We start from the raw sequence: 23,306 nt of genomic DNA, 5'->3' as shown, positions 1-23,306 counted from the left end.
CCCTGCGGGCCGTCCTCCGGACGTCCAATGCGCATCCGCGCATTGTCCCGCCTGCGCGGGAATGACAGTAGTGATTGATCTCTTAACTGAACCGGCATTTTGGCGTCAGCCGATGATGTCGAACTGGTCGAAATACGCCTCGTTCAGTTCCAGCCCCAGCCCCGGCAGGTTGTCGTCAAGCTGCAGGGTGCCGTTGTCCGGCGCCGGGTCGCCCTTGAAGATGTAGTAGAACAGCTCGTTGCCGACCTCGACGTCGTGCACGGGGAAATACTCGGCCATCGGCGACGCGGTCGACGCCATGGTCAGGTGGTAGTTGTGCATCTGGCCGGCGTGCGGGATCACCGGCACCGACCAGGCCTCGGCCATGGCGTTGATCTTCTGCGCCGCGGTGATGCCGCCGACGCGGTTGGTGTCGTACTGGATCACGTCGACCGCGCGGCGCTCGAGCAGGTCCTTGAAGCCGTACGATGTGAATTCGTGCTCGCCGCCGGAGATCGGGAACGGGCTGGCCTTCTTCAGCTCGATATAACCTTCGATATCGTCGGCGATCACCGGCTCTTCCAGCCAGCGCGGGTTGAACTCGGCCAGGCGCGGCAGCATGCGGCGCGCGTATTCGAGCGTCCAGCCCATGTAGCACTCCAGCATGATGTCGACGCCGTCGCCGACCAGCTCGCGCAGCAGGCGCACCTGCTCGAGGTTCTTCTGCATGCCGGCGGGACCGTCCTTGGGGCCATAGCCGAAGCGCATCTTCATCGCGGTAAAGCCCTGGTCGAGGTAGCGCTGCGCCTCGGCCAGGAAGGCATCGCGGTCGTCGTTGTTGTAGAGCTTGGAGGCATAGCACCAGATCTTTTCCTTGGTGCGACCGCCCAGCAGCTTGAACACCGGCTTGCCGACGGCCTTGCCCATCAGGTCCCACAGCGCGATATCCACCGCCGAGATCGCCGCCATGCCAATGCCTTTGCGGCCCCAGGCATGGGTGCGCCGATACATCTTCTGCCACAGGTATTCGTTGTCGAACGGATCCTGGCCCACCACCACCGGCGCCAGGTACTGGTCGACGATCTGCTTGGCCACGCGCGGCGCCAGCGCGCAGTTGCCGATGCCGACCAGCCCGGTATCGGTCTCGATCTCGACCACCATCCAGCCGTGGAAGCGGAACGAGCCCATGGCGTCGCCGCGCTCGAACAGGATGTCGGTGGCGTTGGTGCAGAAATGCGCCTGCGGCGGAACGGTCTTGCCCTTCCATTCAAAGACGCGGGCGCGGACGTTGGTGATCTTCATGTTCAGCTCCTGATGGCAATGCGTTGGCGCGAACGCCCCCCGGCCGCGCCGGGGGCGGTCATGCTGGTTCCGGTAGTGGATGGACGGGTGACTAGGCTTGCGCGGCGGCGCGCCGTTGCGCCCCCATGCGGCAGGCAATCTGGAACGCCTGCAGCGTGGCGCCGGGATCGGCGCGGCCCTGCTGCGTGATATCGAACGCGGTGCCGTGCGCGGGCGTGGTGATCGGCACCGGCAGGCCGCCCTGCACCGTGACGCCGCGCGAGAAACCCATCAGCTTGATGCCGATCTGCCCCTGGTCGTGGTACATGGTGACGATGGCGTCGAACTGCCGCTGCGACGGCCCGCCCTGCACCTTCAGGAAGATGGTGTCGGCCGGGAACGGGCCCTGCGCATTGACGCCGCGCTCGCGCGCCGCAACCACGGCGGGAGCAATCACGTCGATCTCTTCGCGGCCGAAGGCGCCGTTGTCGCCGTTGTGCGGGTTCAGGCCGCATACCGCGATGCGCGGGCTGGCCATGCCGGCGCGCCGCAGCGCCTGGTCGATCAGGTCGATCGCGCCGCCCACGCGCTCCGGCGTGATCAGCGCCGGCACGTCCTTGAGCGCGACGTGCGAAGTCACGCGCGAGGTCCACAGCCCGTCCAGCACGTTGAACTCGCAGAAATCGCCGCGGTAGCCGAGTTGTTCGGCGAACCAGTGCAGCTCGTCGCTGTGGGCCATGCCGGCGGCGTGCAGCGAACTCTTGTTCAGCGGCCCGAACAGGATGGCATCGGCCTGTCCGGCCTGCGCCAGCTCCAGCGCCAGCTTCAGCGTGCCCAGGCTGTAGCGCCCGCCTTCGGCGCTGGCCACGCCGCGCGCATAGGCCGCGCTGTCGGGCAACTGCCAGTGGTACAGGCGGGGCTGGCCATCGGCGGCGAAGGCGGGCACATCGGTCTCGGCCAGGGCCAGCTCGACCCCGGCGACCTGCATGCCGTGGCGCCATTCGGCACGGTCGGCGATCAGCAGGATATCTGCCTGTGCGCTGCTGGCCGGGTCGGCCAGCAGGCGTGCGATCAGTTCGGGACCGATGCCGGCGGGGTCGCCCAGCACCATGGCGATTCTTGGACGGGAATGCATGAGGCTTCCGAAAATATTATTGGTCGAGCTTGACGCCCAGTTCCGCGATCAGCTTGCCGTACCGCGCATATTCGGCACGCGAGAACGCATCGAACTGCGCCGCGTTCAGCGCGCCGGGCACCGCGCCCACGTCGGCCAGCCGGCGCACGGTGTCGGGATCCTTGATGACCGTTGCCAGCGCCGCGCCGAGCTTCTGCAGCGTCGCGGGCGGCGTGCCGGCCGGGGCATAGACCCCGTACCACGCACTCATCTGGATGCCCGGCACGCCGGCTTCGGCCAGGGTGGGTACGTTGGGCAGCAGTGCCGAGCGCTGGTCGGCGGTCACCGCCAGCGCGCGCAACTTGCCGGCCTTGATATGGCTGATGACCGAGGGCATGGTCTCGAAGCTCATGTCCACCTGCCCGCCCATCAGATCCACCAGCGCACTGCTGCTGCTCTTGTACGGCACATGCAGCAGCTTGCCCTTGATCTGGCGCGCAAAGGCCGCGCCGGCCAGGTGCTGGGTGCTGCCGACCCCCGACGAGCTGTAGCGGAACTTGTCCGGATTCGCCTGGATCTGCGCCACCAGCGCCTTGACGTCACGCGCCGTCACCTGATTGTTGACCACCAGCACATTGGGCACGGTCGACACCAGCGCCACCGGCGCCAGGTCCTTGAGCGGATCGAACTGCAGCTTGAGCAGGTGCGGCGCGATGGCTTGCGAGGTGACCACGCCCATCAGCAGCGTATTGCCGTCCGCCGGCGCCTTGGCGGTGATGTCCGCGGCAATGGTATTGGACGCGCCCGGGCGGTTGTCCACCACCACCGGCTGCTTCAGCTGCGCGGCGAGCTTGTCGGAGACGATACGCGCCATCACGTCGGTACCGCCGCCTGGCGCGGCACCCACCATCAGCCGCACCGGCCGTGTGTCCTGGGCCCATGCCGCGCCTGTTGTCGCGGCCACCGCGGCCACCGTGGCGAGGCCGGCGAGTGCGCCGGCGATCCATGTCTTCATTGCCTGTCTCCGTCGTTTGCTGTCCGGCTCTGCGGCGCGGATGGCCAGACTATAGGAGCATCAGCGATTCGCTACTACTGACGTTTTTTGAACTGGCGATCACCTGACGTTATACCTTGCCCTGCGCCGCACCGGGTCCGCGCAGGCCTGCTTTCAGGATAGCCACCAGCTGCCGCGCCGCTGCCGACAAGCCGCCTCCGCGCCGCGTGACGATGCCGAAGGTCTGCTGGCGCGACTGCAGCCGCACGGGCAGGATGCGCAGCATCTTCTGGCGCACGAACATGTCGGCCACGCCCGCCGGCAGCAGCGATACCAGGCCGGGATCGCCCTGCAGCATCGCCACCGTGACGAACGCCGACGAGGTCGACACCGCATTGGCCGGAAAGCTCATGCCGGCCAGGTCCAGTTCGCGCTGCAGCAGCGCATGCATCGGCATATGGCCGGCATACGTGATCCAGCGATATCCCTTGAGGTCGGCAAAGCCCAGTGCAGCCGTGCGCGGCGCGGGGTGCGAGCGCCCCACCACCACCGCCACCTGCTCGTCGCCGAGCGGGTGATAGTGATACCGCCCCGGCTCGTCGCTGACCAGCGAGCGGCCGATCACCAGGTCCAGGTGGCCGTCGTCGAGCAGTTCCAGCAGGCGGCGGCTGGTGTCCTCGATCACTTCCAGCGCCAGTTCCGGGTGCGCCTGGCGCAACTGCGCCAGCGCCGGCACCAGCACGTCGGGGACCGCGCCCATGATGGTGCCGACGGCGACGCGGCCGCCGCTGCCGGCGCGGATGCCGGCCACCTCGTCGCACATCGCGCCCAGGTCGGCCACCAGCTGGCGCGCGTGCCGGATCACGCAATGGCCGAAGGCGTTGGGCCGCATGCCGCGCCGGGAGCGCTCGAACAACGGGGCCTCCAGCATGCTTTCCAGCTCCTGCAGCGACTTGCTCGCCGCGGACTGGGTCATCGCCATGGCCGCTGCCGCCTGGTGCAGCGAGGCGTGTTCGTCCAGCGCGATCAGCAGTTGCAACTGCTTCACGCGCAGGCGGCCCATGACGGTTTCCAGGGTAGATTTCATGACAGGGCGAGTGAGTCGCAAAAGCGATCACCAGATGGAAAGGTTTCAATATACAGCCGGCCGGGCGGCTCGTATATTGGCCCGACCCATTGACCGAAAGCCCCGAGACAGACCATGACCCGCAGCCCAACTCCCACCGTCTACCGCGGCGTATTCCCGGTGGCGCCCACCATCTTCGACGCGCAAGGCGGGCTCGACCTGGACGGCCAGCGCCGCTGCATCGACTTCATGATCGATGCCGGCTCGCACGGCCTCTGCATCCTGGCCAATTTCTCCGAGCAGTTCGTGCTCAGCGACGACGAGCGCAACGTGCTGATGAAGACCGTGCTGGAACACGTCGACGGCCGCGTGCCGGTGATCGTCACCACCACGCATTTCAGCTCGCGCCTGTGCGCCGAGCGCAGCCGCGCGGCGCAGGATGCCGGCGCGGCCATGGTGATGGTGATGCCGCCCTACCACGGCGCCACCATCCGCATGCCCGAGCGCAGCATCCATGAATTCTTCGCCACGGTCTCGGACGCTATCGACATCCCCATCATGATCCAGGACGCGCCGGTCAGCGGCACCACGCTGAGCGCGCCGTTCCTCGCGCGCATGGCGCGCGAGATCGGCAATGTGTCGTACTTCAAGATCGAGGTGCCACAGGCCGCGGCCAAGCTGCGCGAGCTGATCGAGCTTGGCGGCGACGCCATCGTCGGCCCCTGGGACGGCGAAGAGGCCATCACGCTGATGGCCGACCTGGAAGCGGGCGCCACCGGCGCCATGACCGGCGCGGGCTTTCCCGACGGCATCCGCCAGATCCTCGATGCCTGGCAGGCCGGCGACGCGGAACTGGCCGCGCAGCGCTACCAGCAATGGCTGCCGCTGATCAACTATGAAAACCGCCAGGGCTGGCTGGCGACCAGCAAGGTGCTGATGCAGGAAGGCGGCGTGATCGCATCGGACGCGGTACGCCACCCGCTGCAGCCAATGCACCCGGCCACGCGCGAAGGACTGCTGCGAATCGCGCGGCGGCTGGATCCGCTGGTGTTGCGGTGGGGGCGGTGAGGCACTGTCCTTGATGTGCCGGCGCCTCGTATCGAGAGGCGCCGGCCCCCTTCCCGTTCTGAACGCACACCTGCCAACGCCTATCCGAACCCCACCATGACCCTCACCGGCAACCTCCTGATCGGCCGCCAATCACTACGCGGCACCCACGGCACCCTCCACGCCATCGACGCCGCCACCGGCACCGAACTGGAACCCGCCTTCGGCGGCGCCACGCCGCAGCAGCTCGACCACGCCTGCGCCCTCGCCTGGCAAGCATTCGACCCCTACCGCGAAACCGCACCCGGGCGCCGCGCCGATTTCCTCGAAGCCATCGCCGCCAACATCCTGGCGCTAGGCGATGCGCTGGTCGACCGCTGCGTCGCCGAATCCGGCCTGCCGCGCGCCCGCATCGAGGGCGAGCGCGGCCGCACCGTGGGCCAGCTGCGGCTGTTCGCGAACATGCTGCGCCAGGGCGATTTCCTGGAACTGCGCGTGGATCCGGCCCAGCCCGAACGCAAGCCGCTGCCGCGCCCGGACCTGCGCCTGCGCCAGATCCCGCTGGGGCCGGTGGCGGTGTTCGGCGCCAGCAACTTCCCGCTGGCCTTCTCGGTGGCGGGCGGCGATACGGCATCGGCGCTGGCCGCCGGCTGCCCCGTCATCGTCAAGGCGCATCCCGCGCACCCGGGCACGTCGGAGCTGGTCGGCCGCGCGATCCGCAAGGCCGTCGATGACCTGGACCTGCCCGAGGGGACCTTCTCGCTGCTGTTCGACGCGGGGCTGGAGATCGGACAAGGGCTGGTGGCGGATCGCCGCATCAAGGCCGTCGGCTTCACCGGCTCGCGCGCCGGCGGCATGGCGCTGATGGCGATCGCGGCCGCGCGCGCCGAACCGATCCCGGTCTATGCCGAGATGAGCAGCGTCAACCCGGTGTTGCTGTTCCCGCATGCGCTGGCCAGCCGCGCCGAAGCCATCGGCACCGCCTTCGCCGATTCGCTGACGCTGGGCGCCGGGCAGTTCTGCACCAATCCCGGCCTGGTGCTGGCCGTTGCAGGGGACAACCTGGACCGCTTCCTGCAGGCCGCTTCGGCGCGGCTGGCCACGCTGCCGGCGGCGACCATGCTGACTCCCGGCATCCATCGCGCCTATTGCGCCGGTGTGGCGTCGCTCGCCGGGCACGCCCAGGTACAGACTGTCGCGCGCGGTCCGGCGGGATCGGCCACCCAGGGACAGGCGGCACTGTTCGCCACCGACGCCGCCGCCTTCCTCGCCGACCCCGCGCTGCGCCACGAAGTCTTCGGCGCCGCCGCGCTGGTGGTGCGCTGCCGCGATCTCGCCGAGATGCGCGGCGTCATCGACGCACTGGAAGGCCAGCTGACCGCCGCGCTGCATCTGGATGACGCCGACCACGACGCGGCCCGCGCGTTCCTTCCCGCGCTGGAACGGCTGGCGGGGCGCCTCCTGGTCAACGGCTTCGGCACCGGCGTGGAAGTCGGCCATGCGATGGTGCATGGCGGCCCGTGGCCGGCCACTTCCGACGGCCGCAGCACCTCGGTCGGCAGCCTGGCCATCGCACGTTTCCTGCGCCCGGTCTGCTACCAGGACATGCCGGCAGGCCTGTTGCCCGCGTCGTTGTGCCCCGACAGCCCGCAACGCCACAGCTGGCGCGTGGACGGCAAGCTGCCTGGCTGCGCCGGCTGAAGTCCTGGCGCCCTAGCGCGACAGCGCCCGCAACGCATCGATCAGCAGGCTCATCGATGCGGTCGGCGGGCGGCCCCGCCGCGTGACGATGCCATAGGGCCCCAGCTTGCGCGGCAGCGGCAGCGGCAACACCGCCAGCGCGCCGAGCCTGCCATAGTAGGCCGCCACCGACTCCGGCAACACCGCGATCAGCTCGCTGTCCGCCAGCAACGAGGTGGTCATCAGCACCGCCGCGGTTTCGATGGTCGACGGCGGCGCCGGCACGCCGGCGTCCTCGAACGAGCGGTCGATCAGCGCGCGCATCGGGCTGGGGCGCGGCTGCATGATCCACGGGTAGCGCGTCAGCTCTGCGAACGTCAGCTTGCGCCGCCGTGCCAGCGGATGCTGCGGCCCGACCACGATCGCCAGCCCCTCGTCGCCCAGTTGCTCGAACGCCAGCCCGCTGCTGTCCCAGCCATCCGGCACCCGGCCCAGCACAAGATCGAGCTGGTCGCGCTCGAGCTGCGGCATCAGCACGTCGCTGGTCTCGACATGCACCGCCACCTCCAGCCGCGGATGATCGCGGTTGAGTTGCCGGATCACGTCGGCAAGCAGCCCCGGCGTCGGCGCCATCACCGCGCCCACGCGCACGCGGCCGATCTTGCCCGACTCCAGCGCCACCAGCTCGTCGCGCAAGCCCCCCATATCCGCAAACACCAGCCGCGCGTAGCGCGTCGCCGCCAGCCCGAACCGCGTCGGCCGCAGCCCGCGCGCATGGCGCTCGAACAATGGCACGCCGAGCAGGTCTTCCATGTCCTGCAGCATCTTGCTGACCGCGGGCTGCGTCAGCGTCAGTGCTTCCGCGGCCTGGCGCAGCGAGCCGCGCTCTTCCACGGCGAGCAGCAGGCGCAGGTGCTGCATCTTGAGGCGGCCGTGGAGGGTGCTGACGGGTGGGATCATGGGAAGGACGAAGGCGGGGATGCAAGGACAGGCTCGTGCCTGTGATCGCAAATTCTTATCGCTTTACCCAGGATGGTCAACCTGCAGCTATCACTGCGATGCCGTTGGCTGGCCCCGCTGCCATGCCCGCCCTATAGTGAATGGCGATGCGGCCGGTTCTCACGCCCTGCACATCGGGGCCGCATCCGTGACATCCATGGGAGGCCAGCGCCATGCATGGCGATGCCAACATCACCGAGGTGACGATCCCGGCCGCCGGCGTGATCTTGCAAGGCGTGCTCGCGCTGCCACCGGGCGCCGCGGCACTGGTGCTGTTCGCGCACGGCACCGGCAGTTCGCGCCATAGCCCGCGCAATCGCTACGTGGCAGCCGAACTCAATCGCTGCGGCATCGGAACCTTGCTGATGGATCTGCTGCTGCCCGACGAAGACCAGGTGCAGGCGATCCGCTTCGACGTTGCGTTACTGGCCGAGCGGCTTGCCCATGCCACCAGCTGGGTCACGCAGCAGGCCGGCATGCCAGCTCGGCTGGGCTACTTCGGTGCCAGCATTGGTGCCGCCGCATCGATTCGCGCCGCCAGCCTGTCGCCAATCCCGATCGGCGCCATCGTCTCGCGCGGCGGCAGGGTCGACCTGGCAGGCGCCGACGCCCTGGCCACCCTGCCGACACCGACCATGCTGATCGTGGGCGGGCTCGATGTCAGCGTGCTGGAACGGAACGAGTCGGCCTTCGCCCAGCTGGCATGTCCGAAGAAGCTGGTGATCGTCCCCGGCGCTTCCCATCTGTTCGAAGAGCCCGGCGCGCTGCAGTCGGTGGCCCGCCTGGCGGCGCAATGGTTCGAGCGCTATCTGTGCAAGGCATCGCCCTAAGCAACGTGTAAGCCCCCTGCGCCGCGGGTGTCGCCAACTGGCAAGTCAATGTCCTTGGATGACCATTTCGGGGCAGGCGGCGCGCACCCCGGCGATCAGGCCGGTGCGACTTTCCGCTTTCCCTTGCATGCCCCGGACTTTCCCCTTTGTGACAAGGGGCGAGCGACGCCGCAGGTACAATGTGCCGGTCCGCGGCATTGCCGAGCGGGCGCATCCACGCCAATTTCTCAAGGGACAGGTCACCACCCATGCGCGACACCAGCCGGGAATTCCTCCTCGGTCCGCTGCTTAAAGGCGTGTCGCGTTCGTTCTACCTGACGCTGCGCGTGCTGCCCGCGCGCATGCGGGATCCGGTGGGGCTGGCCTATCTGCTCGCACGCGCCGCGGACACCATTGCGGATACCGCGCTGATCGCACCGGAACGGCGGCTGGCATTGCTGTTGTCGCTACGCGAGCAGGTCAACGGCGTGAATGCCAGGGCGGCGTCAATGCCCGACTTCGCCGCGGAAGTGGCAAGCCGGCAGGAGCAGTCCGACGAACGCATCCTGCTCGAGTCGGTTGAACACGCGCTGGCGGCGCTGGCGCAACTGGAGCCGGCAGACCGCACCGCGGTGCGGCAGATCGTGTCGACGCTGACAGAAGGGATGGAGTTCGACCTGCGCACGTTCCCCGATGAACGCGCGGGGCACATCGTCTCTCTGCGCAAGGTGGAAGAGCTGGACCACTACACCTACCTGGTCGCAGGCTGCGTGGGCGAATTCTGGACCCGCATGGCCGCCGCCCACATGCAGGGCGCGATCGGCGACACCGAGACCATGCTGCGCCACGGGATTCGCTTTGGCAAAGCCCTGCAGATGACCAATGTGCTGCGCGACTGCGGCAAGGATTTGCGCATCGGCCGCTGTTACCTGCCGCAAACGATGCTGGAGCGGCACGGTCTGCACGCGCAGGACCTGCTGCGCCCGGACGCCTCCACGCGCGCGCGCCCGCTGATGTTCGAGCTGGTGCGCCACACGCTGGAACACTTCGACCAAGCGCTGGCCTATACGCTGGCCATCCCGGCGCGCTTCGTCAGGCTGCGGCTGGCCTGCCTGTGGCCGGTGCTGATCGGCATGGAGACGCTGAAGCGCCTGGTGCGCAATGAAGACTGGCTCGATCCCGCCAGGGCGTCGCGGCTGCCGCGCAGCGGGGTCTACCGGATCCTGGCGGGCTCGCTGCCGGCGGTGCTGTCGAACCGGCTGTTGCGCTTCTGGTTTGCACGGCTGAAGCGCGATATCGCCGCGATCACCGGCTGAGGCAGCACGGCTCGTGCCGCCTCGGCCAGACGACTTCGGACGACTTAGTCGGATTGGTATTTGGGCGAGCGCGGCCCATACAGCAGGCCGCCGGGCTGGCCCGCTGCCAGCAGACGGAAGCTGGTGCTGCCGGCAACGGTGTAGCTGGCGTCCATGGTGTGGTTCATCGCCTGCGTGATGGCCGCACTGATCAGCATGCCGATCAGCCCGCCGCCGCTGCTGGAGCTGTCGGTGGCCGCCACCGCGGTGCCGGACCACAGGACGTCGCCTTTCTTCAGGTCGACCAGCTTGGCGTTGGCCGCAACGCGCGTGACGCTGCTGAGGATCTGGTAGCGGGATCCGTACTCGGTCACGGTGATGTACAGCGCGGCGTCTGCCCCGAAGATCTCATGCAGCTTGGCCGGCGGCACGGCATGGATGTCGTCCGGCACCGTCAGGCCGTTCTGCCGGAAGGTTTCGTCGACCACGGCCACGGGGAACACGTAGTAGCCCGATTCCGCCAGCGGGAAGGTGGCTTGCGACAGCATGGCATAGGTGGCCTTGATGTCCGGCGACGTATTCTGCGGCGGCAACACCACGATCGAGCGCGGCCGGCTGGACTTGAACGCGGAGTAATCCACCTGCTTGGTCGGCACGGCGCAGCCGGCGAACAGCATGGCCATGGCCACGCCCGCGACATAGGTAAGGAGCCGGCGCATCATTGGGCGCTCCTTGCGGTGGTGGCGGTGGTGGTGGTGGCGGTGGTGGTGGCGGTACCACTATCCTTGCCGGCGGCGGCGCCGGTCTTGATCTCGGTGCGGGTATCGCTCTTGACGTTCCTCAGCAGGAAATCCATATAAGGCGCCGACTCCGGAAACAGCGTCTTTTCGGTCTGGAATTCCTTGATCATCTGGTCGCCCTTGCCGGTGTTCAGGTACAGCAAGCCAAGCTGGGCGTGATAGCCCGGCGGCACCGACCCGCTCTGCGCCTGGATCTTCTGCAGGCCGCTTTCCAGCGCGGTAATCTGCGCTTCCCTGGATTCTCCCTTGAAATACTCGTACACCTGCGTTTGATAGCCCTCCCACTGGTACATGGGCTTGGGCGCCGCGCAGCCGGCAAGCAGGAGGCTGCCGGCGGCCGACAATAATGCTGCGCGATGCAGCATGACCGTGTTCATCATTGTTGTTCTCGTTGCGTTGGAATTGGCGCCGCGACCGTGCGCTTATTGCTGGGCCGGCTTCCAGGCGCCCGTCTCGATGGCGCTGACCAGGTTGTTCACGGCCTCGCGCATGGCCAGGTCCATGACCTTGCCGTTGAGCGTCGAGTCGTAGCTGGCCGTGCCGCCAAAACCGATCACCTCGCGGTTCGACAGCTTGTATTCGCCCGCGCCTTGCGTGGCATAGACGACTTCCGAGGTGTTGATGTTGACGATGTTGAGATTGACCTTGGCATACGCCACCTGCTCGCGGCCACGGCCGAGGATGCCGAACAACTGCACGTCGCCCACTTCCTTGCGGCCGAACTCGGTGATATCGCCGGTGACCACGTAGTCGGCGCCCTTGAGGCGTTGCGCCTGGTTCTTGATCGCTGCCTCGCGCTTGATCTCTTCCAGGTTCTCGCGCTCCAGCACATTGAAGCGGTTGGTCTGCTGCAGATGGGTCACCAGGCTGGTCTTGGCCTGCCCGCTCAGGCGGTCGATGCCGTCCGAGAACACGCCGCGCATGTAGTTGGAACGGTTGTCGAACTTGCCGACGGCAATCGGCGTGCGCACGCCGTTATACGGCCGGCTGGCGCTTTCCACCTTCTGCACCGGCAAGGCGGTCGAGGTTTCGGTGGCGCAGCCTGCCAGCAGCAGCGCGGCGGCTGCCGCGCCGAGCAGGCAGCACGATTTCATGGTTTTCACTTGATTTCTCCCTGTTGTGATTGAGCGGATGCCATTGGCGCACGCGCACCATGGCGGCCCGCGGCGCGCCATGCTACACCGAGTCCTGCCAGGGAAAGTCAATATGGATCAAGAGCTGGCGCGGCGGGGCGCACGGATCGCCGTTCTGTCTTACGGCAGGCTTTGGCAAATCCTTAGCCCGCCTGCCTACACCACAATCCGCGTGCGCATGATCTCCGCTTTCAGCCACGCGCCCACCACACCGGTGTTGGCCTCGGCATTCCACAGCAGATCCAGGCCCGCGGTCCACTCCGTGAACGGATAAGCCGCCAGCCGCAACTCGACCAGCTCGCCCGACGCCAGTTCAGCAGCGATCAGTCGTCGCGGCACCATCGACCAGCCGATGCCCTGGCGCAGCAGGTCGATCAGCGCCACCTGGCTCTGCAGGTGCCACCGCTTCGGGCACTTGAGGTATTCGCTGGTCTGCAGATGCGCCACCTGGGTGGGGCTGGAGCATATGTTCTATGCCACGCCGCAGGCATGGCGCCGTTGCACCGAGATCAGCCAGCGCCACCAGGTCGGTTTCCATACGCACAGCAATGAAAGCCGCTTCGATGTGGAAGAGACGCTGCGGCGGCACGGCATGCGCCCGGTGCAGGCGTTGCAGGAGTTCGGCTTGCTGGACGCACCGCGGGTCTTGCTGGCGCATGGCGTGTGGCTGGACGATGACGAGATCGGGATCCTGGCCCGGCGCGGCGCCGGCGTGGCGCACAATCCGGTCAGCAACATGAAGCTGGCCAGCGGCGCCGCGCCGGTGGAACGGATGCGCGCCGCCGGCATTGCCGTCGGCCTGGGCACCGATGGCGAGAAGGAGAACAACAACCTCGACATGTTCGAGGAGATGAAGACCGCGTCGCTGCTGGCCAAGCTGTCAACGCTGGATGCTTCCGCGCTTGATGCGTGGTCGGTGTGCCGCATGGCCACCATCGACGGCGCGCGCGCCCTGGGGCTGGACCGCGATACCGGCTCGCTCGAAGCCGGCAAGCAGGCAGACCTGATCGCCGTGCGCACCGACACGCCGCGCATGACGCCGCTGCTGGGCGGCGCAACAGGCAACCTTCATCACAACCTGGTGCACGCGGTGCAGGGCGGCGATGTCGACCTGACCATGGTTGCCGGGCGCGTGGTGGTCGACGGGGGAATGCTGCTGTCCGGCGAGCTTGACGACGCGATCCGCGCCGTGAACCTTGCCGTCCCCGACCTGTTCGAGCGGCGCGCCCGCTGGCTTCAAGACCATCCGACGGTCGATGCGCTGAAGGCCTGACCAAAGAAAACTGCCCCCACGCCGCAGGCCTGGGGGCATTCACTGGCGGCGCCTCGCGTCGCACGCGAGGCGCCGTCGCTACAGCGGGCACGACTCAATCCACCGTCGCCCCCGAAGCCTTCACCACCTTCGCCCACTTTGCCGTTTCCGACTTCATGAACGCGGCCAGCTGGGCCGGCTTTTCCGGGTTGGGCTCGGCGCCCTGGTCGGCCATCTGCTTCTTCACGTCGGGCATGGCCAGGATCTTCACCACCTCGGCATTGAGGCGGTCGACGATGGCCTGCGGCGTGCCGCCGGTGGCGTACAGCGCGAACCACGAGGTCGCTTCATAGCCCGGCACGCCAGATTCCGCCACGGTCGGCACGTTGGGCAGCGCCGGCGAGCGCTTGGCCGAGGTCACGGCCAGCGCGCGCAGCTTGCCCGCCTTCACGTGCGGGTACGACGACGGCATGTTGTCGAACATCAGGCCGATCTGGTTGCCCAACAGGTCGTTCACGGCGGGGGCGCTGCCCTTGTACGGAATGTGCTGGATGTGCAGGCCGGTCATCGAGTTGAACAGTTCGCCCGACAGGTGCATCGAGGAGCCGCTGCCCGACGAGCCGTACGACAGCTTGTCCGGGTTGGCCTTGACGTAGGCGATCAGTTCCTTGATGTTGTTGACCGGCACCTTCGGGTTGGCGACCACCAGGTTCGGCACCATCGCCACGCGGGTGATCGGGGCGAAGTCCTTGACCGGGTCGTACGGCAGCTTGGAGTACAGCGACTGGTTGATCGCGTGCGTGCCGATGGTGCCCATGAACAGCGTGTAGCCGTCGCCCGGGGCCTTGGCGGCCAGCGAGGCGCCGATGTTGCCGCCCGCGCCCGGACGGTTGTCGATCACCACCGGCTGGCCGAGCGCCTTGCCCAGCTGCAGGCCGACGATGCGGGCCAGGATGTCGGTGGTGCCGCCGGCCGAGAACGGCACGATCAGCGTGATCGGCTTGGTCGGGTAGCCGCCCTGCGCGTGGGCCGCGCCGGCAAAGCCGGCGATGGCGGTGGCCAGTGCCACGCCGGCGGCAAGCAGGCGGCGGCGCGTGGTGGAGGTCTGGGAATCTTGTCTCATCGGTAATGCTCCGGTGCTATGTCGTTCCGGCGGTGATGGGTACCGCGGGAGGTTGTGCTGAATGGCGTGATTGCCGTTCCCGAACGGAAGGCACGCACACGCGCGCTTCCGGTGGGCGGCCCGTTTGCGGGCCGCCATGCGTGACGCTTGGTTAACGTCTCTTCTTGTTGAATGCTTGAGTCGCGCGGGCCTGCCGGTGTTTAGACCGGCGCAACGCCCAGCGTGGTGCCGCCGCACACGTACATCACCTGGCCGGTGACGAAGCCGTTGTCGGGCGACAGGAAGAACAGCGCGGCGCGCGCGACGTCTTCCGGGGTGCCCATGCGCTTGACGGTGATGCTGGCAAGGATGCGCCTGGTCTGCTCAGCGCCTTCCGGATTGCTCTTGCGGAACAGCTCGGTGGCGATCGGCCCCGGGGCTACCGCGTTGACGGTGATGCCGTCGCCGCCCAGTTCCATCGCCAGCGTGCGGGTCATGCCGATCAGGCCGGCCTTAGTGGCCGAGTACACCACGCGCTCGGGCTTGCCCAGCGCGGCGCGCGAGGCCATGTTGACGATGCGGCCGAAGCCTGCGGCGCGCATCGCCGGCAGGCAGGCTTGCAGCAACAGCAGCGGGGCTTGCAGGTGCAGGCCGGTCACGTAGTCCAGGTCGGCAACGGTGGCGGTATCGGCGGTGCCGGGGCGGGTGGCGCCGGCATTGTTCACCAGGCGCGTGACCGCGAAGCGCGACGTTACCTGTTCCGCCGCGGCGCGGGTCGCCTCGGCGTCGGTCAGGTCCGCCTGGAAGAAGGTCATGTTGGGATGGGACCACGCCGGCGCGGCGTAGTCGACATTGACGACCTGGGTCACGCCATCCGCCAGCAGCATTTCGCAGATGGCGCGGCCGATGCCGGCACTGCCGCCGGTGACGAGGGTGGCTACGGGGAGGGACATCTTTGGGACTCACTCAATAAAAACTACCGCTGTCCTGCTCCCTCTCCCGCTTGCGGGAGAGGGTTCGGGAGAGGGCGGGAGCCGCCACGGAGTGCAGGCTTGTCGTGCTTGACCTGCGCCTGCCCTCTCCCCGCCCCTCTCCCGCAAGCGGGAGAGGGGAGACAACACTCAGCAATTCACAACCGCCGCGCTCAGACGCGCTCGATCACCATCGCAATACCCTGGCCCACGCCGATGCACATCGTGCACAGCGCGAAGCGGCCGCCGGTGCGGTGCAGCTGGTACATCGCGGTGGTCACCAGGCGCGCGCCGCTCATGCCGAGCGGGTGGCCCAGCGCGATCGCGCCCCCGTTGGGGTTGACGCGCTTGTCGTCGTCGGCGATGCCCAGTTCACGCAGCACGGCCAGGCCTTGCGCGGCAAACGCTTCGTTCAGTTCGATCACGTCGATCTGGTCCAGCGTCATGCCCAGTTGCTTCATCAGCTTCTGCGTGGCCGGTGCCGGGCCGATGCCCATCACGCGCGGCGCCACGCCGGCGGTGGCCATGCCGACGATGCGCGCGCGCGGGGTCAGGCCATGTTGCTTGATGCCGGCTTCGCTCGCCAGCAGGATGGCGCAGGCGCCGTCGTTCACGCCCGAGGCATTGCCCGCGGTGACGGTGCCGTCAGGGCGGACCACGCCGCGCAGCTTGGCCAGCGCTTCCATGCTGGTGGCACGCGGGTGCTCGTCGCGCTCGACCACGATGGGGTCGCCCTTCTTCTGCGCAATCGTGACCGCGGTGATTTCCTGGGCCAGCGTGCCGTCGGCCTGTGCGCGCGAGGCCTTTTCCTGGCTGCGCAGCGCCATCAGGTCCTGGTCTTCGCGGCTGATCTTGTAGTCGGTGGCGACGTTCTCGGCGGTCTCGGGCATCGAGTCCACGCCGTAGGCGGCGCGCATCGCCGGGTTGATGAAGCGCCAGCCGATGGTGGTGTCGAAGATTTGCGCATCGCGCGAGAACGCGCTGGTGGCCTTGCCCATCACGAACGGGGCGCGGCTCATGCTTTCCACGCCACCGGCGATCATCAGGTTGGCTTCGCCAGCCTTGATCGCGCGCGCGGCGGTGCCGGTGGCGTCCATGCCGGAGCCGCACAGGCGGTTGATGGTGGCGCCCGGCACGTCCTGCGGCAGGCCCGCCAGCAGCGACGACATGCGCGCCACGTTGCGGTTGTCTTCGCCGGCCTGGTTGGCGTTGCCGTAGATCACGTCGTCGATGGCCTTCCAGTCGACGTTGGCGTTACGGGCCATCAGCGCCTTCAGCGGCACCGCGCCGAGGTCGTCCGCGCGCACCGCGGACAGGCTGCCGCCGTAGCGGCCGATGGGGGTGCGGATGGCGTCGCAGATAAAGGCTTCGGTCATGGTGCGTCTCTCTCTCGTTGTGATGGATATCGATGCGGGCGCTCAGGCCTGCTTCAGGGGCACGCCGGTCAGGCGCTGCAGTTCGTCAAAGCCAAGGCCTTCCACCAGGTCGCGCGCGACCAGGCCGTCGGCCGTCACGTCGATGGTGGCAAGGTCAGTGTAGATGCGCGTCACGCAGCCGATGCCGGTCAGCGGATAGGTGCATTGCGGCACGATCTTGCTTTCGCCCTGCTTGGTCAGGTGCTCCATCATCACGAACACCTGCTTGGCGCCGATCGCCAGGTCCATCGCGCCGCCCACAGCGGGAATGGCGCCCGGTGCGCCGGTGTGCCAGTTGGCCAGGTCGCCCTGCTGCGACACCTGGAACGCGCCCAGCACGCAGAAGTCGAGATGGCCGCCGCGCATCATCGCGAATGAATCGGCGTGGTGGAAGTACGAGCCGCCCGGCTTGATCGTCACCGGCTGCTTGCCGGCATTGATCAGGTCGCCGTCCTCTTCACCGGCGGCGGGCGCGGGGCCCATGCCGAGCAGGCCGTTCTCGCTGTGCAGCAGGATTTCCTTGTCGGCCGGCAGGTGGTTGCCGACCAGGGTGGGCAGGCCGATGCCGAGGTTGACCACGGCACCGTCGGGAATGTCTTTGGCCACGCGGGCGGCCATCTGATCGCGGGTCAGGCGTTGCATGCTGTTTCTCCTGTATTCGCGCTCAGGCGACCTTGACGACACGCTTGACGAACAGGCCCGGCGTGACGATGTGCTCGGGGTCCATCTCGCCCAGCTCGACCACGTGGCTGACTTGCACGATGGCGCATTTGGCGGCCATCGCCATGATCGGGCCGAAGTTGCGCGCGGTCTTGCGGTAGGTCAGGTTGCCCCAGCGGTCGGCGGTATCGGCCTTGATCAGCGCGAAGTCGGCGTGGATCGGGGTTTCGAACACATAGCCCTGGCCGTCGATGATGCGCGTTTCCTTGCCTTCGGCCAGCGGCGTGCCATACGCGGTGCGGGTGAAGAAGCCGCCGATGCCGGCGCCGGCTGCGCGGATGCGCTCGGCCAGGTTGCCCTGCGGCACCAGTTCCAGCTCGATCTCGCCGGCGTGGTAGAGCGAATCGAACACGTAGGAATCCGCCTGGCGCGGGAACGAGCAGATGATCTTGCGCACGCGCCTGGCCTTGAGCAGCGCGGCCAGCCCGGTATCGCCGTTGCCGGCGTTGTTGTTGACGATGGTGAGGTCGCGCGCGCCTTGCGCGATCAGCGCGTCGATCAGTTCCGCGGGCATGCCTGCCAGGCCGAAGCCGCCGGTCAGGATGGTGGCGCCGTCGTGGATGCCGGCAACCGCCGCTTCCACCGAGTCGTATAGCTTGTTGATCACTTGCGTTCCAGGTCGGAAGATCCGCCAGGCTTACCGGAGCGGGCCGCAAGCCGCGGCGCATGAAAGACGGTCTCCGGTAGTCCTGCCGGAAGGATGTTCGTTGCGGCGGGCGGCTTGGGCTGCCCGGTGAACGAGTCCAGCAGTCTGCGCGTGCTCTGCTTTGGTCGAGGTGGAACCAGGCACTCGTCAATCGAACCTCGGTGTCCCGAAATGTTCGATATACGAACTTGAATTCGCAGAATGAACAGATTACACCTGGCCGTCGACGACGGTCAAGCCGACCGCGCGGTCGGCCAACCAGTTTGTGCGATCAGCGCGCAAGGTGATGCAGACACCCCCTTTGTAGGACACAGCCGACATCACAATCGGCCCGCACGGGATAGGGCGCGAGGCCGGGCGGGCCTATCGTTGAATCAGGAACAAAGGCAGTGCCGGCACAGCAGCCACCGGACCACCCGGCTGAGCAGGCCCCGCCTGGCAACATACAAGAACGAGGAACCGTCACCATGGCCACCGCCAATCTCCCGTTTTCTTCCACGCCCCATGCAGCAGCGCTCGCCCGCATCTTGCATGTCACCCGCAATGCCTGGGCAATGGACCTGCACCCGATGCCCGCCGTAATGGCGCCTGCCGCAACCGGCGCCCTCACGCAGTCTCCCACGCCGGCGCTTTCGCGGCGCGCGCGCCTGGCCCGTGCGGCCGCCCGCGCTTTCGAAGCGCAGGTGATGGCGATTCGCTGCCGCCAGGCCGTCGTCGCCTGAACTCTCGCTTCACCGCGCCTCCTGCCCTTCCCGTCTAGGCCGCGGCCGGCATCCCGCTCAACACCACGCGGCTGCCGCCCGAGCCGGGCCGCACTTCCAGCCGCACGTCGATGCGTTCGCGCAGCTCTGTCACGTGCGAGATGATGCCGACCAGCCGCCCGGCCTGCTGCAGGTCCAGCAGCGTGCGCAGGGCGAAGTCCAGGCTTTCGGGATCGAGCGTGCCAAAGCCTTCGTCGACGAACAGGGTGTCAAGCTGGATGCCGCCCGCGCGCGACTGCACCACGTCGGCCAGGCCCAGCGCCAGCGACAGCGAGGCCAGGAAGCCTTCCCCGCCTGACAGCGTGTTGGCCGGCCGCGCCGCGCCGGTATCGTGGTCGAACACTTCGATATCGAGCCCGCCGGCGCTGCGCTGGTCGGCCTGCTCGCGCACGCGCTGCAGCACATAGCGGCCGCGGCTCATCGCCAGCAGGCGCGCGGAAGCGGCTTCCAGCACCTCGTCGAGCAGGGTGGCCAGCACGAAGCGCTGGAACGTCATGCGGCGCGGGTTGTTGCCGTTGGCCACTTCGGCCAGCCGGCCCAGCACGGCAAAGCGGGCTTCGATGTCGCGGCCTTCGCGGTCCAGTTGCTGCAACCGCTGCTGGCATTGCAGCAGCGCGTCGCGGGAACGGCCGCGCTCGGCCTGCTGCCGCACCAGGTCCTCCACCGTCGCCGCCGAAGCCGCCAGCGCCGCGCGCAGCCCGTCCAGGTCGGGCGCATCGAGCGCTTGCGCGGCAGCTTCCGCGCGTTCGCGCCGGTCGGCCGCGGCAGCCAGTTGGCTGTCGAACGTGCGCAGCGTGGCGTCCAGCGCTTGCATGGCGTCATCGTCCAGGCAGGCGTCGGCATGCGCGCGGGCATCGGCAAAGCCATGCTGCGCGAGCGCGTGCGCCAATGCCGCGTCGGCGCTGGCCAGGCGTTCAGCGACCTGCGCCTGAGACTGCCGTGCCGACACCAGCGCGGCCTGCGCACCGGCAGCTTCCGCAGCGGCCTGCCGCTCGGCCGCCTGGGCCGTTGCCAGCGCCTGCTCAAGTCCGGCCAGCGCGGCCTGGGCCTGGCGCAGTGCCTCGCCCAATGCCACCGGATCGCGCGAATCGTCGGGCACCTGCGCGCTCTCGGCCTGCCATTCGCCGCGGCAATGGGCCAGTGCCTGCGCCGCGGCATCGGCCGCGGCAACGGCATTGCGGTGCCCGGCTTCGGCGCTGTCGCGCGCCGCGCGCGAGGCCGCGATCGCCGCCTCGCGTTGCGCGAGGCTGGCCGATTCCTGCCGCTGCTGCGCCAGCGCCGCTTGCCGCGTTGCGATGTCAGCGCTGACACCGGCGGCCGCGGCCTCGCTGGCATCGCCCAGTGCCGCGGCCAGCTCTTCCAGCCGCTCGCGTGCCTGGGCGATCGCCAGTTGCGCGGCCTGGTGCTGGCCGGCACAGCGCACCGCTTCGGCTTCCGCTTCCAGCAGGGCCTGGCGCGCGGCCTCCAGCGCCAGGTCCGACAGCGGCTGCGCTATGTGCCGCGCCGGCTCGGGATGCGCGGTGCTGCCGCAGACCGGGCAGGCATCGCCCGACGCCAGCGTTTGCGCCAGGCGCGCGGCCTGCCCGGCGCGCCACGCGGCTTCGGCTTCGGCCAGCGCGGTGCGGCAGCGGTCGCGCTGTTGCCGCGCATGCTGTTCGGCTTGAGCGTAGCCCGCGGCCTGCATGTTCGCGGCGTCCAGCGAACGCGCCGCTTGTCGATATCGTTCGAATTGCCGCGCGCGTTCCTGCAGCGCGGCCAACTGCAAGGCGCTGGCCTGTGCCTGTGCCGCGGCAAGCTGCGCCTGTCCCAGTGCCGATTCAGCGGTCACGGCGGCAGTACGGCAGGCCTCAAGCCGCGCCGCTGCGCGATCGCGCGCGGTGGCAGCGGCGGCCTGCCTGGCTTCGGCCTCATGCAGGGCGCGCTGCAACGCGCCCAGCCGCTGTGCGCGCGGCAGCATCGCTTCCAGTTGCGCAACGCGGCGCTGCGCCGCCTGGCGTGCGTCGGCCTGCTGCACCTGCGCCTGCAAGGCTGCGGCGGCCTCCATGGCCCGCTGCCCGGCGCGCGCCGCGTGCCCGGTCGCCTGCGCCAATGCCGCGGCGCCGGCGGCGTGATCGCGCTGCGCGGCCTGTGCGGCCTGCACCGCCGGCATCACGCGCGCGGCGCGCTGCGCTGCCTGCAAGCGGCCACGCTGGTCGTCCATGGCGGCCTGCCGTGCCAGCAGCGCGGCATGGGCGGCCTGCGCCTGCTGGCGCTCCTGCAAGCGCGCCGCCACCTGTTCGCCGGCCGCGAGCGCGGCCTGCGCGGCGGCCTGCGCGGCGCGAGCACCCTGCTCCTGGCCTTGCAGCGCCTGCAGCGCGGCGTGCATGGTCGCGATGCCGTCGGCCAACGCTGGGGCCGATTCCACCCCGGCCTGCCGCAGGGCTTCTTCGCGCTGGATGGCGATGCGCTCGGCGCCGCGCCGGATGCTGGCGGCCTCGGTCTTCAGCAGCTCTTCCACGCGGCGGTACAGCTCGGTGCGGAACAGCCGTTCCAGGATGGCTTGCCGCGCCTGCGAACTGGCGGTCAGCAGCTCGCGAAAGCGCCCCTGCGGCAGCACGATGACCTGGCGGAACTGCGCGCTGTCGAAGCCCAGCAACTCGCGCACGGCATCGGTGACCTTGCCCGGCTGGCTGGCCTTGCTGACCCAGCCATTGCCGTCGTGCAGGTCCAGTTGCGCCCTGGCCGGCTCCGTCACCCAGCCCTCTCCGCGCTGCTTGGGGCGCTCCTGCACAGGCGAGCGCACCACGCGCCAGCGCTGCGCGCCCAGGCTAAAGGTCAGCGTCACCTCGGTGCGCAAGCCCGCTGCCGCATTGGCGCTGCGCATGGCTTGCGCGCTGCGCTCGCCGCCGGAGGTGTCGCCGTACAGCGCAAAGCAGATGGCATCGAGCAGCGTGGTCTTGCCCGCGCCGGTGGGGCCATGGATCAGCACGAAGGCTTGCTCGCCCAGCCGCGTGAAATCGATCGCCTCGGTCGCGGCAAAGGGACCGAACGCCTGCAGCGTCAGATGCAGCGGTCTCATGCCGACTCCCGCTCCGCCGCGGCGATACCGGCCAGCACCTGGTCCAGCGCGGCACGCTGGTCGGGGTCCAGCTCGGCATCGGCCACTTCGCGGAAGAAACTGGCGAACAGCTCGCCCGTGCCCAGCTGCCGCAGCTTGCGTCCGGCCTCCGACGCCACGCCGCTGCGCGCCAGCACCGTGCGCTCGATTGCCAGCGCGTTGGGATAGACCCGGCGCAACCGGGCCATCGGGTCCAGCAGCGCGCCGGTATCGGTGAGACGCGCGTGGATGTAGTCCTCGCGCCGCGCATCGTCGGCACCGGCAGCCAGCAATTGCGCCAGCTCGCCTTCGACCACGCGCACGTCGCGCAGCGGCTGCAGCGTCAGCGGCGTGATGGCGACGGTCCCGTCCGCATCCAGTTCGATGCGCGATACCGACTTCTGGTGCGCGCATTCCGACAGCGAGTATTTCAGCAGCGAGCCGGCGTAGTGGATGCGTCCGCCGCCCAGCGTCTGCGGCCGGTGCAGGTGGCCGAGCGCAACCAGGTCGAAGCCGGCGAACAGTTCCGCGGCCACGGCGCCGCTGCCGCCCACGGACAGCGGCCGCTCCGATTCGCTGGCGGCGCCGCCCACCACGAAGGCATGGCCCACCACCACCGCGCGCACGCCTGGCGGATGCACCGCGCGGATGGCCTCGAGCTGCGCGCGCAAGGCCGCTTCATGCGACGGCATCTCGGTGCCGATCGCATCGCGCACCACGGCTGGCTCGGCATACGGCAGCGCATAGACGCGGACTTCGCCGTGCGCATCATGCAGGCGCACGCAACTGGCCGCGGGCAGCGTGCGGCCAGCCACGTGCAGCCCCTGCGCGCGCATCAGCCGCGCGCCAAATTCCAGCCGCTGCGCGCTGTCGTGATTGCCCGCGATCATCACCACCGGCACGCCGGCATCGACCACGATGCGGCCCAGCACATCGTCGAGCAGGGCCACCGCCTCGGGCGGCGGCACGGCGCGGTCATAGACGTCGCCGGCGATCAGCACCGCATCCGGGCGCTCGTTGCGGACCAGTGCGACAAACTGGTCGAGGAGATGGGCCTGGTCTTCCAGCAGGCTGCGCGCATGGAAGAGGCGGCCGAGATGCCAGTCGGCAGTGTGAAGGAAACGCAATCCGGGGTCCGTTGGAGAATCGGCGAAACCCGCATCATA

At 68.7% G+C, this 23,306-nt stretch carries 22 protein-coding genes; 6 read left to right on the top strand and 16 right to left on the bottom strand.

Features of this window, described 5'->3' with window-relative positions; genetic code table 11:
• Positions 1-105: 105 nt before the first annotated feature.
• From RALTA_RS16865 to RALTA_RS16850, 4 genes are all read right to left on the bottom strand, one after another.
• Positions 106-1,281 carry an L-rhamnonate dehydratase gene (locus tag RALTA_RS16865; protein ID WP_012355079.1) on the bottom strand — a complete coding sequence of 392 codons (1,176 nt, stop codon included), beginning with the start codon at positions 1,279-1,281 and terminating at the stop codon, positions 106-108.
• A gap of 91 nt (positions 1,282-1,372) precedes the next feature.
• A complete protein-coding gene (locus RALTA_RS16860) occupies positions 1,373-2,395 on the bottom strand; it encodes a 4-hydroxythreonine-4-phosphate dehydrogenase PdxA (protein ID WP_012355078.1) in 1,023 nt (340 codons plus the stop codon).
• Positions 2,396-2,411: 16 nt separating this feature from the next.
• Entirely contained in the window at positions 2,412-3,389 is a 978-nt protein-coding gene (locus tag RALTA_RS16855; protein WP_012355077.1) for a Bug family tripartite tricarboxylate transporter substrate binding protein, read from the bottom strand.
• Between the two features lie 109 nt (positions 3,390-3,498).
• Positions 3,499-4,455, bottom strand: coding sequence for a LysR family transcriptional regulator (locus RALTA_RS16850; RefSeq protein ID WP_012355076.1), 957 nt, complete (start codon positions 4,453-4,455; stop codon positions 3,499-3,501).
• 114 nt (positions 4,456-4,569) lie between these two features.
• Here RALTA_RS16850 and RALTA_RS16845 point away from each other — a divergent pair, with 114 nt between their 5' ends.
• Complete coding sequence (locus RALTA_RS16845) at positions 4,570-5,502, top strand: dihydrodipicolinate synthase family protein (RefSeq protein WP_012355075.1); 933 nt, start codon at positions 4,570-4,572, stop codon at positions 5,500-5,502.
• A 96-nt stretch (positions 5,503-5,598) separates the two neighbouring features.
• Positions 5,599-7,182: an aldehyde dehydrogenase (NADP(+)) gene (locus RALTA_RS16840; RefSeq protein ID WP_012355074.1), complete on the top strand. Its 1,584-nt coding sequence runs from the start codon at positions 5,599-5,601 to the stop codon at positions 7,180-7,182.
• A gap of 12 nt (positions 7,183-7,194) precedes the next feature.
• On the opposite strand, the gene RALTA_RS16835 is transcribed toward RALTA_RS16840, so the two are convergent.
• Complete coding sequence (locus RALTA_RS16835) at positions 7,195-8,121, bottom strand: LysR family transcriptional regulator (protein WP_012355073.1); 927 nt, start codon at positions 8,119-8,121, stop codon at positions 7,195-7,197.
• A gap of 212 nt (positions 8,122-8,333) precedes the next feature.
• On the opposite strand from RALTA_RS16835, the gene RALTA_RS16830 reads away from it, so the two are divergent.
• Together RALTA_RS16830 and RALTA_RS16825 are read left to right on the top strand one after the other, a co-directional pair.
• Positions 8,334-8,990, top strand: a complete 657-nt coding sequence (locus tag RALTA_RS16830; RefSeq protein ID WP_012355072.1) for a dienelactone hydrolase family protein — start codon at positions 8,334-8,336, stop codon at positions 8,988-8,990.
• Between the two features lie 248 nt (positions 8,991-9,238).
• The gene (locus RALTA_RS16825) at positions 9,239-10,285 is read left to right on the top strand and encodes a phytoene/squalene synthase family protein (protein ID WP_012355071.1); all 1,047 of its coding nucleotides are present in this window, start codon (positions 9,239-9,241) and stop codon (positions 10,283-10,285) included.
• Between the two features lie 44 nt (positions 10,286-10,329).
• On the opposite strand, the gene RALTA_RS16820 is transcribed toward RALTA_RS16825, so the two are convergent.
• The 4 genes from RALTA_RS16820 to RALTA_RS16805 all read right to left on the bottom strand — a co-directional run bounded on the left by RALTA_RS16820 (position 10,330) and on the right by RALTA_RS16805 (position 12,644).
• Positions 10,330-10,986 (bottom strand): DUF799 domain-containing protein, encoded by a 657-nt coding sequence (locus tag RALTA_RS16820; protein ID WP_012355070.1) that lies wholly within the window; start codon positions 10,984-10,986, stop codon positions 10,330-10,332.
• Positions 10,983-11,444 (bottom strand): DUF4810 domain-containing protein, encoded by a 462-nt coding sequence (locus tag RALTA_RS16815; RefSeq protein WP_012355069.1) that lies wholly within the window; start codon positions 11,442-11,444, stop codon positions 10,983-10,985. The genes RALTA_RS16820 and RALTA_RS16815 overlap by 4 nt, the downstream gene beginning before the upstream one ends.
• A gap of 42 nt (positions 11,445-11,486) precedes the next feature.
• Complete coding sequence (locus RALTA_RS16810) at positions 11,487-12,158, bottom strand: CsgG/HfaB family protein (protein ID WP_012355068.1); 672 nt, start codon at positions 12,156-12,158, stop codon at positions 11,487-11,489.
• Between the two features lie 195 nt (positions 12,159-12,353).
• Positions 12,354-12,644, bottom strand: a complete 291-nt coding sequence (locus tag RALTA_RS16805) for a LysR substrate-binding domain-containing protein (protein ID WP_012355067.1) — start codon at positions 12,642-12,644, stop codon at positions 12,354-12,356.
• 19 nt (positions 12,645-12,663) lie between these two features.
• Between RALTA_RS16805 and RALTA_RS16800 the strand changes: the two genes are divergently transcribed.
• On the top strand, positions 12,664-13,470 hold the full coding sequence (locus RALTA_RS16800; protein ID WP_242405287.1) for an amidohydrolase family protein: 807 nt from the start codon (positions 12,664-12,666) through the stop codon (positions 13,468-13,470).
• 94 nt (positions 13,471-13,564) lie between these two features.
• Here the strand turns inward: RALTA_RS16800 and RALTA_RS16795 are convergent, their stop codons facing one another.
• From RALTA_RS16795 to RALTA_RS16775, 5 genes are all read right to left on the bottom strand, one after another.
• Positions 13,565-14,572 carry a Bug family tripartite tricarboxylate transporter substrate binding protein gene (locus RALTA_RS16795; RefSeq protein ID WP_012355065.1) on the bottom strand — a complete coding sequence of 336 codons (1,008 nt, stop codon included), beginning with the start codon at positions 14,570-14,572 and terminating at the stop codon, positions 13,565-13,567.
• A gap of 200 nt (positions 14,573-14,772) precedes the next feature.
• Positions 14,773-15,504: an SDR family NAD(P)-dependent oxidoreductase gene (locus RALTA_RS16790; RefSeq protein WP_012355064.1), complete on the bottom strand. Its 732-nt coding sequence runs from the start codon at positions 15,502-15,504 to the stop codon at positions 14,773-14,775.
• Positions 15,505-15,695: 191 nt separating this feature from the next.
• Entirely contained in the window at positions 15,696-16,898 is a 1,203-nt protein-coding gene (gene pcaF, locus RALTA_RS16785) for a 3-oxoadipyl-CoA thiolase (RefSeq protein WP_012355063.1), read from the bottom strand.
• 42 nt (positions 16,899-16,940) lie between these two features.
• Positions 16,941-17,579, bottom strand: a complete 639-nt coding sequence (locus RALTA_RS16780) for a 3-oxoacid CoA-transferase subunit B (protein ID WP_012355062.1) — start codon at positions 17,577-17,579, stop codon at positions 16,941-16,943.
• Positions 17,580-17,601: 22 nt separating this feature from the next.
• Complete coding sequence (locus tag RALTA_RS16775) at positions 17,602-18,264, bottom strand: 3-oxoacid CoA-transferase subunit A (protein WP_012355061.1); 663 nt, start codon at positions 18,262-18,264, stop codon at positions 17,602-17,604.
• Positions 18,265-18,770: 506 nt separating this feature from the next.
• On the opposite strand from RALTA_RS16775, the gene RALTA_RS16770 reads away from it, so the two are divergent.
• The gene (locus tag RALTA_RS16770) at positions 18,771-19,025 is read left to right on the top strand and encodes a hypothetical protein (RefSeq protein WP_012355060.1); all 255 of its coding nucleotides are present in this window, start codon (positions 18,771-18,773) and stop codon (positions 19,023-19,025) included.
• 34 nt (positions 19,026-19,059) lie between these two features.
• Here the strand turns inward: RALTA_RS16770 and RALTA_RS16765 are convergent, their stop codons facing one another.
• Both RALTA_RS16765 and RALTA_RS16760 read right to left on the bottom strand, forming a co-directional pair.
• Complete coding sequence (locus RALTA_RS16765; RefSeq protein ID WP_012355059.1) at positions 19,060-22,122, bottom strand: AAA family ATPase; 3,063 nt, start codon at positions 22,120-22,122, stop codon at positions 19,060-19,062.
• Complete coding sequence (locus tag RALTA_RS16760) at positions 22,119-23,267, bottom strand: exonuclease SbcCD subunit D (protein ID WP_012355058.1); 1,149 nt, start codon at positions 23,265-23,267, stop codon at positions 22,119-22,121. The genes RALTA_RS16765 and RALTA_RS16760 overlap by 4 nt, the downstream gene beginning before the upstream one ends.
• Positions 23,268-23,306: the final 39 nt, after the last annotated feature.

It is taken from the genome of Cupriavidus taiwanensis LMG 19424 (assembly GCF_000069785.1).
In the GTDB taxonomy this organism is placed as follows: Bacteria; Pseudomonadota; Gammaproteobacteria; order Burkholderiales; family Burkholderiaceae; genus Cupriavidus; species Cupriavidus taiwanensis.
Note: the sequence above shows the minus strand (reverse complement) of the source record. Positions and strands in the feature narration are given on the sequence as shown.

Coding starts and splice junctions, on each gene's coding strand:
- RALTA_RS16865 (WP_012355079.1), bottom strand. CDS start 1,281: ATGAAGATCACCAACGTCCGCGCCCGCGTCTTTGAATGGAAGGGCAAG.
- RALTA_RS16810 (WP_012355068.1), bottom strand. CDS start 12,158: ATGAAATCGTGCTGCCTGCTCGGCGCGGCAGCCGCCGCGCTGCTGCTG.
- RALTA_RS16815 (WP_012355069.1), bottom strand. CDS start 11,444: ATGATGAACACGGTCATGCTGCATCGCGCAGCATTATTGTCGGCCGCC.
- RALTA_RS16825 (WP_012355071.1), top strand. CDS start 9,239: ATGCGCGACACCAGCCGGGAATTCCTCCTCGGTCCGCTGCTTAAAGGC.
- RALTA_RS16820 (WP_012355070.1), bottom strand. CDS start 10,986: ATGATGCGCCGGCTCCTTACCTATGTCGCGGGCGTGGCCATGGCCATG.
- RALTA_RS16860 (WP_012355078.1), bottom strand. CDS start 2,395: ATGCATTCCCGTCCAAGAATCGCCATGGTGCTGGGCGACCCCGCCGGC.
- RALTA_RS16795 (WP_012355065.1), bottom strand. CDS start 14,572: ATGAGACAAGATTCCCAGACCTCCACCACGCGCCGCCGCCTGCTTGCC.
- pcaF (WP_012355063.1), bottom strand. CDS start 16,898: ATGACCGAAGCCTTTATCTGCGACGCCATCCGCACCCCCATCGGCCGC.
- RALTA_RS16770 (WP_012355060.1), top strand. CDS start 18,771: ATGGCCACCGCCAATCTCCCGTTTTCTTCCACGCCCCATGCAGCAGCG.
- RALTA_RS16840 (WP_012355074.1), top strand. CDS start 5,599: ATGACCCTCACCGGCAACCTCCTGATCGGCCGCCAATCACTACGCGGC.
- RALTA_RS16790 (WP_012355064.1), bottom strand. CDS start 15,504: ATGTCCCTCCCCGTAGCCACCCTCGTCACCGGCGGCAGTGCCGGCATC.
- RALTA_RS16845 (WP_012355075.1), top strand. CDS start 4,570: ATGACCCGCAGCCCAACTCCCACCGTCTACCGCGGCGTATTCCCGGTG.
- RALTA_RS16800 (WP_242405287.1), top strand. CDS start 12,664: ATGTTCTATGCCACGCCGCAGGCATGGCGCCGTTGCACCGAGATCAGC.
- RALTA_RS16850 (WP_012355076.1), bottom strand. CDS start 4,455: ATGAAATCTACCCTGGAAACCGTCATGGGCCGCCTGCGCGTGAAGCAG.
- RALTA_RS16855 (WP_012355077.1), bottom strand. CDS start 3,389: ATGAAGACATGGATCGCCGGCGCACTCGCCGGCCTCGCCACGGTGGCC.
- RALTA_RS16835 (WP_012355073.1), bottom strand. CDS start 8,121: ATGATCCCACCCGTCAGCACCCTCCACGGCCGCCTCAAGATGCAGCAC.
- RALTA_RS16765 (WP_012355059.1), bottom strand. CDS start 22,122: ATGAGACCGCTGCATCTGACGCTGCAGGCGTTCGGTCCCTTTGCCGCG.
- RALTA_RS16780 (WP_012355062.1), bottom strand. CDS start 17,579: ATGCAACGCCTGACCCGCGATCAGATGGCCGCCCGCGTGGCCAAAGAC.
- RALTA_RS16830 (WP_012355072.1), top strand. CDS start 8,334: ATGCATGGCGATGCCAACATCACCGAGGTGACGATCCCGGCCGCCGGC.